Here is a 12,414-nt window from a genome sequence, read left to right on the forward strand (position 1 = left end):
GGGGTATGCTAACGGTATGACTGATTTTTTCTTTTATCTTTTTCGCTTTCTGTTCGGCGGCGCCGCCTACTGTACCATAGAGTTGGTATACCGGGGCCGCACACATTACTCCATGTTCTTTGCCGGTGGGATCATCTTAGCAGCCTTTTACTGCCTGGAGCGCACGCAACCGGATTTGCGGCTGGCGCTCAAGTGCCTAATGGGTGCCGGGATCATCACCGGGATAGAACTGGTATTTGGCCTGGTATTTAACCGGGCGCTGGGTATGGGCGTTTGGGATTACAGCCGGGTGCCGCTGAATTTATGGGGCCAAATCTGCCTGCCCTTTACGCTGATTTGGCTGGGCTTTAGTTTTTTACTGTTCCGTTTTGTCATTCCAAACGATCCGCTGATTTGAGCGCCGGGCATAGTCTGCCAGCACCTGCCGTGCCTGCGTCCGCTCCTCCCGGGTCAAGGGTGCCTGCTCCTCCGGGTAGTCCCAGCGGTCAAAGGGGTCTTTCTTGGTAATGACCCGCACACGACCCCGGCACACCCAAGGATAAACCAGAATTTTGCGCTTGTTCTTTACATAGTAGAGAAAGCCCTGCTTGCCGCCGGATACATTGCGAATGTAATGCAGCCCCTTGGCTTGCTTCATAATCAGCAGAATTTGCTGATCCGCAGGCATGCGCCGCACCTGCCAGCGGTTAAATGCCGGCAGCAGCACCAGGCCAATCAACAGCACGGCGGCAACGATCAGTGCAATTTGCCAGCCGCTCATTCTACCGACCACCCCAGGGTCAGAATTTCAAAGGGCGTGTAGTCAACGGAATCCGTCTCCCGCTCCACATCTTCCAGCATATTCAGCACCTGTACCTTGCGGGGCAGGCGCAGGGTGCCACGGCGGCCGTCCTGCTCGCTCAAGCGCACCACAATGCGCTTCCCATCCTCAGAAAACTTCATGGCCTGTAAATAAAGCGGCGCAAAGTCCGTGCCGTTGTAGGCCACGTCGCTCTTGATGGGCGGCTGGTTGAATTGCAGCGCGCGGCGGTTAATCCCCGCCAGTACCGGATCGCCGGCATGGGGCACAATGCGGTAGCAAAAGCTGTGGTGACCCATATCCGCCGTTACATCCGGACGAATGGGAGCGCGCAGCAGAGACAGACTGATCTGATTTTCCAAAAAGCCTACGCCGTACTTCCCGTCGTTCAGAATGGCGACGCCGCCGTCCGTCTCGCTGAGATCGCACCACTTGTGGTGGCAGCACTCAAAGCGAGCCTGCTGCCAAGTGGTATTGCGGTGGGTGTCCCTGGCAATATAACCGGCGGAGGTATCGCACAGCGCCTGCCGTGCCAGCACATTGCAGTCAAACAGCACTTTGGCCAACACATGTTTCTCCTGCCAGTCCACCTGATTTTCCACCTCAATGGCGCCGTCTCTGCGGAACAGCCGCAGGTACTGGGTCCAGGTGGATTGATCTGTTTGCAGCACGGTCTTAAATGTGACGCTCTCGCTGTCCTGCTCGATCAAAGTCAGCGGCTGCGCCACGGTCAGGGGCACTTGCTTGTCTCTGTAATTCGGCAGAATGTCCCATGCGTCATAGTTGCCGGGTTTATCCTCATAAAGAGTCAGTTTATTAAAGGCGCCGTCTGCCCACTCACGCTGCATTTTCTTGTCATACAGGCTTGCAACGGAGCCGTCCTCATTCAGACGAACGGTATAGAAAGGCGTCTCCACCCGATTACCGTCCACTTGCAGCCAGTCGCCGCGATAGGCGGTCTTGCGTAGGGTGCCGCTGCCCAGGGGTGCCAAATTGGGCAACAGCCAGTTGCCTCGCTTGCCCATACGGGTGGCGGTACCCCGTTTGTTTTCCACAAAAGTTAGGGCATCATAAGTAAAGTTCAGCGGGTTAAAATAGCGGTTTCCGGTGCCGATTATGGCATCCAACGCCGTCTCAATCTCTCGATAATCCGCCATGGCGTCCTGAAACACCGGGTGAATATGGGAGCCGGGCAAAATATCATGAAATTGGTTGATCAGCAGCTTCTTATAAAGTGCCGTGATCTCCGGTGTGCGATTCTCGCCACGCAGCACAGTGAGCATTTCCGCCAAGCGGAACTTATTTTCCAGCCGCCGATTGGCGCGCTTTAAGTCGCTCTTGGTGGTAAAGGTGCCCCGGTGCATTTCCAGGTACAGCTCGCCGTCCCAGGTTTCCAAGTTCTCGTTGTCCTTCAAATTCTTTTCCAGGAATTCGGCGCCGCCCATGTGGGTGCACTTGGGCAGTACGGACACCTTGGAGAACCGATGCATCAGTTCGATCATCTCTTCCGTGCAGCCGGAGCCGCCGTCACCGTAGCCAAACATATTCATCGTCTGGCCGCCGGTGTCCTTATCAATATACGCCTCCCAGTTGGCCTGAATTTGGGAGGGTGCGTTCCAGGTGATAAAGTGGGTGGGCGGCACGCAAGCCAGTACGCTGCTGCCGTCAATGCCCCGCCAAATAAAGTTGTTGTGGGGGAAGCGATTGGTATCATTCCAGGTGGACATTTTGTTGCTGACAAAGTAGTCCACACCGCATTTTTTCAAAATCTGCGGCAGAATCCAGCTATTGCCGAACACATCCGGCAGCCAAGCATTATTCACTCGCTTGCCAAACATACGCTGATAGGTCTGCTGGCCGTAAAGACACTGACGAATGAGACTCTCTGCCGCTGGGATATTGCAGTCCGGCTCCACATACATAGCCCCCACCGGCTCGAATTGCCCCCGGGCCACCTTCTCCTGCAATTCGGCAAACACATCCGGGTAATACTTCTCCAGTGTTTCATACACATAGGGCTGAGTGTGGGTGTACTTAAAGTCCGGGTAGCGGTCCATCAGCCGCAGCTGGATGAGCACCGTGCGCAAGTTCTTCTGCACCGCATGAATCCGCCGCCAGTAGTAGGCAATATCCAGGTGACTGTGGGCGATCAGCGCCACATCCCCGGCGCCTTTGTAAGTATCGTTAGCAAAGACCACATCGTTAAGATACGCCTGGCACGCTGCCACACCGGTCACACCATCATCGGTAAAGTCCAGGCAGTTCATGGCATTGTTCAGCTCCCGGTTCAGGAACGAACGGTAATCTTCATTAAACAGGTCACTGCCGGCAATATCCAGCAGCAGCTCAAAGTCATAGACCAAATTCTGCACGGCGTGATCCACAGTGCACAGATACGCGCCCTCAAAGATTTGGCGACAACCGCGAACAGACAGGCTCTCCGGGTTACGCTCATCATCCGGCTTGGAGCGGTTATAGCCCATCATCTCAAAATGCAGGGTCTCTCTGGTATCCGCATAGGGCGACAGCAGCATACGCTCCCGGTTAGGATCCACGCCGCCAACATAGCGGCCGTTGACCTTCACGCAAATTTCTGCCGCTGTTTTCAGAGAGAACCAAAGTTCCTGCCCCTGCAAGTGCTTTGGCACCTGCACATCCGCCGTCATAAAGGCGGTACCGTCCGGGGTGAAATACATATCCCCCCGCTTTAAGGGCCGTGGCTCACCGGGATAGAACTGGAATTCCATTTCCGCCACCTGGCGGGCGTCCCGAATCATCAGGTTTTGGATCTCCCACTTTTCGCTGTAAATATAGTGTTTCAGCCAACAGAAGCGCAGGTCCGTCCACTCCTCCGGGCGCATAGAGCGCCGTTCCACTTTAATATGTGCCATACCTGCACCTCCTTAACGATCCTGAAAATAGGGTTTCTTCCGCACCGGCTCCACCGTCAGCTGCAAATGCAGATCCGCCTTCAGCTGCTCTTCAATCCATGCCACGCACCGGTGAAGGATCAGGCACTTGGAGCACTCGCCCCGAAAGCGCAGGGTCAAACGGTCACCCTCTAAAGATATAAATTCTACCCAGCCGCCGTCGCCTTGAATCTTTGGCGCCAGCACCCGGTCTATATACGCCTGTACGGCCTCTTTCTTCGCTGTCATATTCATTCTCCGATCATCTCTTTGATCTGCGCCTGCAAGGCGGCCAGGCGGCTGTGGGCGGCTGCTTTATCCGGATCCACAATGGAGTAGTACACCTTGATCTTCGGCTCCGTGCCGGAGGGGCGAACCGCCAGCCAGGAGCCGTCGGTAAACAGGAATTTCAGCACATTTTCCTTAGGCAGATCACCGATCCCCTTGGCAAAATCCTGTACCTGCTCCACACCGGCAAACATTTGATCCCCGCCGGCGCGGAAAGTCTGCATCAGCGCCCCGATCTTTTCGGCGCCGTCCTTGCCCTTCAGCACAAAGCTGTCCAACGCGTCCAAATAGTAGCCGTATTTCTCATAAACAGCATGCAGCGCGTCCACCAAAGTCTTGCCCTGATTTTTATACCAGGCGGCCATTTGGCAAATGAGCATAGCGGACACCACCGCGTCCTTATCCCGGGCGTGGGTACCCACCAGGTAGCCGTAACTCTCTTCATAGCCGATGACAAATTCCTTGTCCCCGGTCTGCTCGTAAGTATTGATTTTGTCGCCGATATACTTAAACCCGGTGAGGGTCTCCTCAATCTGCAAACCAAAACTGCGACCGATATTAGCGCCCAGATCACTGGTCACAATGGTCTTGACCAGCGTAGATTTTTCGTTTAACAGCGCTTTCTTCATGGTCAGTACAAACTGCACCAGCAGTGCGCCGGTTTGGTTGCCGGTAAACAGCACATAATCGTCGCCGTCACGCACCGCAATGCCCACACGGTCACAGTCCGGGTCAGTGCCCAGCACCAAATCTGCTCCCTCTGCCTTTGCTTGCGCGATAGCCAAAGTCAGGGCGTCCTTTTCCTCCGGGTTGGGACTGCGCACGGTAGAAAAATTGCCGTCCGGCAGTTCCTGGGACTTGACCACAGATACATGCATATTCCGCAGCACCCGTCGCACAGGCACATTGCCGGTGCCGTGGAGCGGGGTATAAACGATCTTCAAATCCGACGGCTGCGTATATAGGCTCTGTTGCTCCACAGCAGCGATAAAGGCGTCCAGTTCCCTGTCCCCTACCGGATGGATATTTGCATGGTCGCTGCAAAAAGGAATGGCATTGTAATCGTCTACTGCGTTAATGTAATCCAGTGCTGCCGCCGCGTCTGCGGTGCACAGCTGGCAGCCCTTGGCGTCATACACCTTGTAGCCGTTATATTCCTTGGGATTGTGGGAGGCGGTGATCATCACCCCTGCGTCACAGTGCAAATACCGGGTGGTAAAAGACAGCACCGGCACCGGCACCAGCCGGTCGTACAGATACACCTGCAAACCGCAGTTTGCAAAAATGCCCGCCGCCGTCTTGGCAAAATCTGCCGAGTTGTTGCGGGAGTCGTAAGCGATAGCCACTTTCAAGTCCGCCTTGCCGGTGGATTTCAAATAATTGGCAAGGCCCAGGGTGGCCTTACCTACGGTGTAGCGGTTCATCCGGTTAGACCCGGCACCCATAATGCCCCGCAGGCCGCCGGTGCCAAAGGCCAGGTCCTTATAGAACCGATCCTCGATCTCTTTTTCGTCTGTCAGGCTTTCCAATTCCGCCTTGGTGTCCGGGTCGGCAAAGGTAAGCCACTGCCGGTATATCTCTTTGTAATTCATCCTATTATCCTTTACTTAAAGTACATATAAAATTGGCATTTAATCATACCGTTATACAGCTTGCGCCGTTTATCCGCCTTGCGGCCAAAGCACTTTTCAAACTGTTCATCCGGCGAAATGACGCCGTAGCTCCAGCCCTTGCGAGGACTGAATTTCTCGCCCATTATGCGATAGAGCCGTTCCGCCTCTCGAATATCCAGCATACGCTCGCCATAGGGCGGGTTGGTCACCAAGGTGCCCCGCTCCGTTTGGGGGTTAAAATCGGCAATATCCGCCGTGTCCAGGTGCAGGTACTGCCCCACCCTGGCCCGCTTGGCATTGATGGCGGTCAGTTCAATGGCGTGAGGGTCCAAATCGGACCCGAACGCCCGGAAATCAATGTCTGTCTTAATGCTCTCATGGGCACGGGCGCGCTCCTGCTTCCAGGCCGCCTCCGGCACGAAGCCCCAGCGATCGCAGGCAAAATTACGGTTGATCCCCGGCGCCACATTGGCTGCCAGCATGGCACCTTCAATAAGAATCGTGCCGCTGCCGCAAAAAGGATCATACAAAGTGTGGTAATGCCGCAGGCGGGACAGGCTGCACAACGCCGCCGCCAAAGTCTCCCGAATGGGAGCGGCATTGCTCTCCGGCCGGTAGCCCCGCTTGTGCAGGCCGGTGCCGGTGGTGTCCAGCATAATGGTCACCTGGTCTTTCAGTATGGAGAACTGAATTTGGTGCACCGAGCCGGTCTCGTCAAACCAGCTGATGTGGTAGTCCTCTTTTAGGCTCTCTACCACAGCTTTTTTGATGATTTTTTGGCAATCCGGCACACTGTGCAGGGTAGAGGAAATAGAGTACCCTTTCACAGGAAATGTGTCTGTACTGCCGATAAACTCGCTCCAGGGCAATCGCCGTACCGTCTGGAACAGTTCCTCAAAAGTCACCGCCGTAAAGCGATCCAGCACAATCAGGATCCGCTCCGCAAAGCGGCTGTTGATATTGGCACGGGCCAGCATGGCCTGGTCGCCATTAAAGAACACCCGGCCGTTTTCGGCGGTCACCTCCCGGGCGTCCATTTGTCTTAATTCCTCTGCCACCAAGCCCTCCAGGCCCAGTAGACAGGGGGCAGTCATTTGTAATTCCATAAAATTAAAGTTCCTTTGTTGCGTGCCGGGTCACATGGCAGCCTACATTCACCGCCACCGGCAGCCCGGCAATGTGGGTGGCGTAAGTCTCAATATTTACACCCAGCGCTGTGGTTTGGCCGCCAAATCCCTGAGGCCCGATGTCCAGTGCGTTGATCTTCTCCAGCAGCTCCTGCTCCAGCGCCGCATAGTCCGGGTTTGGATTGCGACGGGACAGTGGGCGACACAGCGCCTCCTTCGCCAGCAGGGCGCACTTTTCAAAATCGCCGCCGATTCCAACGCCGATCACCACCGGCGGGCAGGGATTGGAGCCGGCCTTTTGCACAACGCCCACAATGTAATCCACCAGGTCCTGCCGTGTGGCGGCAGGGGTAAACATACGCAAATCGCTCATATTCTCACTGCCAAAGCCCTTAGGTGCTACTGTCAGCCGTACCCGATCCCCTGGCACCAGGCGGGTGTGGATCACGGCAGGCGTATTGTCGCCGGTATTTACCCGGTCAAAGAACGGGTCTCGCACGACGCTCTTGCGCAGCAGGCCGTCCGTATAGCCGGCAGATACGCCGGCGTGCACCGCCGCCTCAAAGTCGCCGTCAATATGCACATCCTGCCCAATTTCTGCAAACACAACAGCCATACCGGTGTCCTGACAAATGGGCAGATCCAGTTCTTTGGCTGCTGCCAAATTGTTCTCTAAATCACCGAGAATGCTCTTGGCCGTGGAATTCGGCTCCGTCCGGCGGGCACAACCGATACACTGTACCAGATCCTCCGGCAGCACTTTATTGGCCGTGATGCACAGCTGCCGCACCGCCGCGGTGACCACTTCTGCTTTGATCTCTCTCATACGCTTGTCCACCTTTTTGCAATAAAAAGAGGGCGCAGCAAAAAGTACTAACCTGATTGCTGCCCCCTTGTATTTGTTCTGTTTATTCCGTGCCGGAAATATCGTAAAACACGATCTCGTCGCCTTTTACATAGCCCTTCTCCCGGGCTTTTTGCTCGATGTAGTCATCCTTATTGTCGGCGCCTACCACTTCTTCCAGTCGGGCATTTTCCTGCTGGACGGAAGCCAGTTGGGCAGTCAGGGTCTGCTTTTGCTTTTGCATGCGGCTAATGTCCGCAGACTGATTCACCAGAGTCACACTGCAATAGAGAAACAGCACCACCATAGGCACCACCAAAAGCAGGCGCAGGTACTTACTCCGCTTCATGGAGTTCTTCAAATTTTGAATCATACTCAACACTTCTTTGTTCCGGCGCAGCCGTGGCTGCGAGATGTCTTTTTCTTTTCCGTTTTCGCTTTCGTGCGTTTAATTTATTATATAATATATTATAGGCGGATTGCAATAGTTTTTTTGCTTTTTCTTGCAGGATTTTCCGTTTTTTTCGCCGATTATTGCGTTTGCCCGCCAAGCGCTTCCCCAGGCGTGCCCACAGGTGCCCGGTCAGCGTACCCAGCGTAAAATATCCACAGGCAAAACCACCGCCGCATACCACTAGACAAAAGGCACGGATCACCCCGTCGGTGTAGGCCAAAAACAGCGTATAGCAACTAAAGGCGGCAACCAACCACCATAGCACATCCGCTAAAAATGTCGCTCGCCTGCTCCCCCACACGCTGCGCCAAAACCGCAGCACATCATAGAAGAAGAAAAGCGCCAGTCCCAATAGGAAAAAGGCCCATAGCGCCTTAACCATGGAACAGACGGCCAAACAATCCGCCGCCCTCCCGGTGCTGGGTATAGAGCAGCGCCGTAACCTTGCCGGTGATCTGCATACTGCCGCACTCCAGGTCCAACGCCTCCACATGCAGCAGCTCACCCTTTACTGTCAATTCCCCAAAATCCGTAATTACCGTGATTTCTTCTTCATTAAAAGCGTCCACATCGGTCACGCCGGTAAGGGTCAACTTTTCCCGATCGCACAGGGTCAGGCTGTGACCGGTCGTCTTTTTCTGTTCCATAAAAAAATCACCCGATAGAGCCTATGCGCTCCGGCGGGTGATTATGTCAGTCCAGGGGTTCGTACATAAGGGCGGCGTCCTCTTTCAGCGCGTGCTCCTGCACGGCCTTGACCAAGTAGGTGTGGCGGTTTTGGCCCAGAGCCACCTCAATCTTGTCCCCAACCTTTACATCGTAGGACGCACGCTGCACCTTGCCGTTCACGCTGACGCGTCCGGCGTCGCAGGCCTCGTTGGCCACCGTGCGGCGCTTGATGATTCGACTGACTTTCAGGTACTTATCCAGTCGCATACTGACCTCCAAAAAAGACAGGCACCCGCAAGATACGGATGCCTGCACATAAAAACAAGACTTATTTCACAGCGTCCTTAAGAGCGGAGCCGGCCTTGAAGGACGGAACCTTTGCCTCGGGAATCTGGATGGTCTCCTTGGTGCGGGGGTTCAGGCCGGTGCGGGCAGCACGGGTCTTCACATCAAAAGTACCAAAGCCAACCAGAGCAACCTTGTCGCCCTCAGCCAGTGCGTCGGTGATGGAAGCCAGAACAGCGTTTACTGCGGCTTCAGCGTCTTTCTTAGAAAGTTCGGTCTTTGCAGCTACGGCAGCTGCCAGTTCAGTTTTGTTCATTTACATTTCCTCCATTTCCGATTGATCGGATAATATTTGTTTTGCTTCGTCCCAAAGGGCGTCCAGCGCCTGCAAGGAAGACGATTTCATCTCCATGCCGCGCTCCGCTGCCAGCTGCTCCACCAGCACATAGCGGGAAAGGAACTTGTCCGTGGCTGCGGTCAAGGCCTCTTCACTGTCTACGCCGATAAAGCGGGCAATATTTACGCAGGAGAACAGCACATCGCCGAATTCGTCCGCAATGCTGGTAGGCTCTCCTTGGTCCAAAGCGATTTTGAGCTCGTTAATCTCTTCATCCAGCTTGTCCATTGCGCCGGAGCGATCCGGCCAATCAAACCCTTGCTTCGCGGCCTTATGCTGCACTTTTTGGGCGCGCATCAGTGCCGGCAATTCTCGGGGAATACTCACCATGGACTGGCTGACTTTTTTCATTCCTTTTTCTTTTAACTTGGCAGCGTCCCAGCTGGCAAGTGCATCGTCCGTATTCTCGGCCTTTACATCGCCAAACACATGGGGGTGACGGAAAATCAACTTTTTGCAAATCCCGTCCGCTACATCGTTAAAATCAAAGCGACCTGCTTCTGCCTCCATTTGGGCATGAAGCGCAACCTGAAGCAACACATCGCCCAGCTCCTCCTGCAATCCCGCAGTGCTCTGCCGGTTGATGGCCTCAATGACCTCATAGGTCTCCTCAATAAAATTCTTCTTGATAGAAGCATGAGTCTGCGCCTGATCCCAGGGACAGCCGCCGGGGGCACGGAGCAGCGCCACAATGCGAATCAAATCCTCCGTATTATAGTGCTCTTTGCGTATAAAATCCAATGCCATACCGACGCCTCTTTTGATCAACTCGTTCCAAGAAATTATATATGATACAACGGGAAATTTCAAGTAGCCAAGCGGTTTTTTTTACCTTTCTCCGGCAAAATGCAGATCTTTTGTGGAAAGTGTACCAAAGAGCAGCAACAAAATTGTTAGAACTGCCGAAAATAAAACCGCGGATAAGACAAAATTCCAGGTATTTTGCAGCTGGGTAAAGAACACACCGGCCACACCTTTCACCGTCAGACAAGAAAAAATCACCGCCAACACCGGCTTTACGAACACCTCTGTCCGGGAGAATTTGACCTTGGTAATCCCACGCATCAGCACCAAACAATAAACGGAAAGAAACAAAAATGAAACAGCAGTGGCGATAGCCGAGCCGTAAAGATGGAACCGCCCATTGGGGATCAAAAGAAAGTTCAGCCCCACCCGCAGTACCGCCGTCAGAGAAAAAGGCAGCAGCAACCGTTTGGCATAGCCCAGCGCCTGCAAAGCGAACACACAGGTAGAGGATAGAGCTGCCGGCAACGCAGTAAAGGCAAACCAAAACAGCAGTTGGTGGCACCCCAGTACCAGGTCCGGCGACGAAGTGCCGTAAAACAAAGACAGCACCTCATAAGAGAACAGCGCCAGTCCCCCACTGCCGGCGGCGCCTAAGATAACCGTATATTTCAGGATGCCCGCATACAGGCTGCCAAAACGCGCGGACTGGTCCTGATAAGCGCCGGACAGCGCCGGAACCGCCGCCACCCCCAGCGCCATAGTTAAGGACGGCACCAGGTGGGCAAAATCCTGCACGGTAGAATACAGACCGTATACATAAGTAACCACATCTTTTTCCGCTACCTTGGTCAGCGACAGCGGCACTGCAAAAATTTGCTGCAACTGCGCCGTACCGCACAGCCCCAGACACATCTGTACACTGGCAGTATCTGCAAAGCCGGACAGGCTCTGGATCACCGTTGCCACCACCAGCGGCAGGGCAAACCGTACCAGCTCTCGGGTCGAGCCACCGGGCAACTGCTGCCGCGGCAGACGGTGTGGATACCGGAACCGATCGTACAGCGCCGCATACACCCAAGCCACCAACGCCCCCAGGGTTACCCCCAGCATGGCGTAGGCTGCCGTTACCGGGTACATCATAGACAGAGCCGCCGTCTCGCTCTCTGCCCGATTGCCCAGTACCATGCCGGTATCTAAGTAAATTTGGTACAACCGCCCCATAGACAGTTTGGCAAACAGCAGACCGAACACCATCTTGAACAGTGCTTCCAGTACCTGGCAAACAGAAGTCGGCACCATATTCAGGTGTCCTTCCGCAAAGGCACGGTGGGCTGCCGCCATGGCGGAAAAAAGCGCCGTAGGCGCCAGGATCAGCACCGTATAAACCGCTTTTGGCGCACCGGCCACCAGCCGGGTGTACGGTCTGGCCAACAGCACCATCAGTGCCGTGCCGGCAAGACCTACCCAAAAAAACAACCCGCAGGCACTGCGCTGCAAAGCAGCCACCCGGGCACTGTCACCGGTAGCACGGTACTTGCTCACCAGTCCGGACAACGCAACGGGAAAGGCGCCCAATGTGATGGCATGCACCGGCATAAACAGCGTATAAGCCGTAGAGAAATAGCCCCGCCCGGTGCCACCGATCAGGCCGGTCAGCGGGATTTTATACACCGCACCAATAACCTTAACGGCAGCCGTAGCTACCAACAGCAGCCCTGCAGCGGACAGGTACTTTTGTTTGGTTGTCCGTTCCATTCCATCACCCGGTGTGAAAAAAGAGCAGCGCACAGACCATAGGGTCCATACACTGCTTTCTTCTTCCTCTATTTGCGTGGGGGTTAGGATACGCTCACATCGTCATCACTAACAGTGGTGACCGTCGGATTCTTGGCGGCCTCAAGCTCCGCCGTCAGCTGATCCAGCTTGGTACGCAGAGCGGTAATCTCCGCCCCACAGCTCTCCAACGCCTCCGTCTGCTGCAACTGAGGTTGCTGCACCGCTTCATACGCCAGTCGGCCGTATCTCTCATACGCCTTACTCAGCTTGGCCTTTATATCCAGACACTCCACTTTTTTGCGGGACAGTTCCAACGCCTCCGCACTTCTTTTGCTGACTTCCTCCGTAAAGGTACGGGTACGACTCAACATATCGTCTAAATCAAAATTAGAAATCTTGGCACCGGAGAACACATCGTCCATATTGCCAAAAAGATCACCGAATTTCTTAGCCATAATATCCCTCCGTATTGTTATTATATTACAGAGGGTAAAGAATTGCAATAC

The 12,414-nt window shown here is 54.6% G+C and carries 15 protein-coding genes; 1 reads left to right on the forward strand and 14 read right to left on the reverse strand.

Annotated elements, in window-relative coordinates; all coding sequences use genetic code 11:
• The first annotated feature begins 16 nt into the window (after positions 1–16).
• A complete protein-coding gene (locus OGM59_04545) occupies positions 17–397 on the forward strand; it encodes a putative ABC transporter permease (protein UYI91731.1) in 381 nt (126 codons plus the stop codon).
• Here the strand turns inward: OGM59_04545 and OGM59_04550 are convergent.
• From OGM59_04550 to OGM59_04615, 14 genes are all read right to left on the reverse strand, one after another.
• Positions 356–760: a hypothetical protein gene (locus OGM59_04550; GenBank protein ID UYI91732.1), complete on the reverse strand. Its 405-nt coding sequence runs from the start codon at positions 758–760 to the stop codon at positions 356–358. The two genes, OGM59_04545 and OGM59_04550, sit on opposite strands and share 42 nt — an antisense overlap.
• The gene (locus OGM59_04555) at positions 757–3,690 is read right to left on the reverse strand and encodes a glycosyl hydrolase-related protein (protein ID UYI91733.1); all 2,934 of its coding nucleotides are present in this window, start codon (positions 3,688–3,690) and stop codon (positions 757–759) included. Before OGM59_04555 ends, OGM59_04550 begins: the two co-directional genes overlap by 4 nt.
• Before the next feature lie 12 nt (positions 3,691–3,702).
• A complete protein-coding gene (locus OGM59_04560) occupies positions 3,703–3,957 on the reverse strand; it encodes a NifU family protein (GenBank protein UYI91734.1) in 255 nt (84 codons plus the stop codon).
• A gap of 2 nt (positions 3,958–3,959) precedes the next feature.
• Positions 3,960–5,588 (reverse strand): phospho-sugar mutase, encoded by a 1,629-nt coding sequence (locus OGM59_04565; GenBank protein ID UYI91735.1) that lies wholly within the window; start codon positions 5,586–5,588, stop codon positions 3,960–3,962.
• Positions 5,589–5,599: 11 nt separating this feature from the next.
• A complete protein-coding gene (locus tag OGM59_04570) occupies positions 5,600–6,715 on the reverse strand; it encodes a class I SAM-dependent RNA methyltransferase (GenBank protein UYI89986.1) in 1,116 nt (371 codons plus the stop codon).
• Positions 6,716–6,719: 4 nt separating this feature from the next.
• Positions 6,720–7,562 (reverse strand): fumarate hydratase, encoded by an 843-nt coding sequence (locus OGM59_04575; protein ID UYI89987.1) that lies wholly within the window; start codon positions 7,560–7,562, stop codon positions 6,720–6,722.
• An 82-nt stretch (positions 7,563–7,644) separates the two neighbouring features.
• Positions 7,645–7,953, reverse strand: a complete 309-nt coding sequence (locus OGM59_04580) for a septum formation initiator family protein (GenBank protein ID UYI89988.1) — start codon at positions 7,951–7,953, stop codon at positions 7,645–7,647.
• Entirely contained in the window at positions 7,916–8,431 is a 516-nt protein-coding gene (locus tag OGM59_04585; GenBank protein ID UYI89989.1) for a spore cortex biosynthesis protein YabQ, read from the reverse strand. Before OGM59_04585 ends, OGM59_04580 begins: the two co-directional genes overlap by 38 nt.
• Entirely contained in the window at positions 8,409–8,681 is a 273-nt protein-coding gene (gene yabP / locus OGM59_04590) for a sporulation protein YabP (GenBank protein ID UYI89990.1), read from the reverse strand. Before yabP ends, OGM59_04585 begins: the two co-directional genes overlap by 23 nt.
• Positions 8,682–8,727: 46 nt before the next feature.
• Positions 8,728–8,970: an RNA-binding S4 domain-containing protein gene (locus OGM59_04595; protein UYI89991.1), complete on the reverse strand. Its 243-nt coding sequence runs from the start codon at positions 8,968–8,970 to the stop codon at positions 8,728–8,730.
• Positions 8,971–9,031: 61 nt separating this feature from the next.
• The gene (locus tag OGM59_04600) at positions 9,032–9,304 is read right to left on the reverse strand and encodes an HU family DNA-binding protein (GenBank protein UYI89992.1); all 273 of its coding nucleotides are present in this window, start codon (positions 9,302–9,304) and stop codon (positions 9,032–9,034) included.
• Positions 9,305–10,132, reverse strand: a complete 828-nt coding sequence (mazG, locus tag OGM59_04605) for a nucleoside triphosphate pyrophosphohydrolase (protein UYI89993.1) — start codon at positions 10,130–10,132, stop codon at positions 9,305–9,307.
• A gap of 81 nt (positions 10,133–10,213) precedes the next feature.
• Positions 10,214–11,887: a polysaccharide biosynthesis C-terminal domain-containing protein gene (locus tag OGM59_04610; GenBank protein UYI89994.1), complete on the reverse strand. Its 1,674-nt coding sequence runs from the start codon at positions 11,885–11,887 to the stop codon at positions 10,214–10,216.
• An 83-nt stretch (positions 11,888–11,970) separates the two neighbouring features.
• Positions 11,971–12,363 carry a hypothetical protein gene (locus OGM59_04615; protein UYI89995.1) on the reverse strand — a complete coding sequence of 131 codons (393 nt, stop codon included), beginning with the start codon at positions 12,361–12,363 and terminating at the stop codon, positions 11,971–11,973.
• Positions 12,364–12,414: the final 51 nt, after the last annotated feature.

Source organism: Oscillospiraceae bacterium, assembly GCA_025757685.1.
Classification (GTDB): Bacteria; Bacillota; Clostridia; order Oscillospirales; family Acutalibacteraceae; genus CAG-217.

What these genes read in the sequence shown, in the direction of transcription:
- OGM59_04545 (UYI91731.1), top strand. Translation starts at nt 17, where the DNA reads ATGACTGATTTTTTCTTTTATCTTTTTCGCTTTCTGTTCGGCGGCGCC.
- OGM59_04575 (UYI89987.1), bottom strand. Translation starts at nt 7,562, where the DNA reads ATGAGAGAGATCAAAGCAGAAGTGGTCACCGCGGCGGTGCGGCAGCTG.
- OGM59_04595 (UYI89991.1), bottom strand. Translation starts at nt 8,970, where the DNA reads ATGCGACTGGATAAGTACCTGAAAGTCAGTCGAATCATCAAGCGCCGC.
- yabP (UYI89990.1), bottom strand. Translation starts at nt 8,681, where the DNA reads ATGGAACAGAAAAAGACGACCGGTCACAGCCTGACCCTGTGCGATCGG.
- OGM59_04555 (UYI91733.1), bottom strand. Translation starts at nt 3,690, where the DNA reads ATGGCACATATTAAAGTGGAACGGCGCTCTATGCGCCCGGAGGAGTGG.
- OGM59_04560 (UYI91734.1), bottom strand. Translation starts at nt 3,957, where the DNA reads ATGACAGCGAAGAAAGAGGCCGTACAGGCGTATATAGACCGGGTGCTG.
- OGM59_04615 (UYI89995.1), bottom strand. Translation starts at nt 12,363, where the DNA reads ATGGCTAAGAAATTCGGTGATCTTTTTGGCAATATGGACGATGTGTTC.
- mazG (UYI89993.1), bottom strand. Translation starts at nt 10,132, where the DNA reads ATGGCATTGGATTTTATACGCAAAGAGCACTATAATACGGAGGATTTG.
- OGM59_04580 (UYI89988.1), bottom strand. Translation starts at nt 7,953, where the DNA reads ATGATTCAAAATTTGAAGAACTCCATGAAGCGGAGTAAGTACCTGCGC.
- OGM59_04565 (UYI91735.1), bottom strand. Translation starts at nt 5,588, where the DNA reads ATGAATTACAAAGAGATATACCGGCAGTGGCTTACCTTTGCCGACCCG.
- OGM59_04600 (UYI89992.1), bottom strand. Translation starts at nt 9,304, where the DNA reads ATGAACAAAACTGAACTGGCAGCTGCCGTAGCTGCAAAGACCGAACTT.
- OGM59_04610 (UYI89994.1), bottom strand. Translation starts at nt 11,887, where the DNA reads ATGGAACGGACAACCAAACAAAAGTACCTGTCCGCTGCAGGGCTGCTG.
- OGM59_04550 (UYI91732.1), bottom strand. Translation starts at nt 760, where the DNA reads ATGAGCGGCTGGCAAATTGCACTGATCGTTGCCGCCGTGCTGTTGATT.
- OGM59_04570 (UYI89986.1), bottom strand. Translation starts at nt 6,715, where the DNA reads ATGGAATTACAAATGACTGCCCCCTGTCTACTGGGCCTGGAGGGCTTG.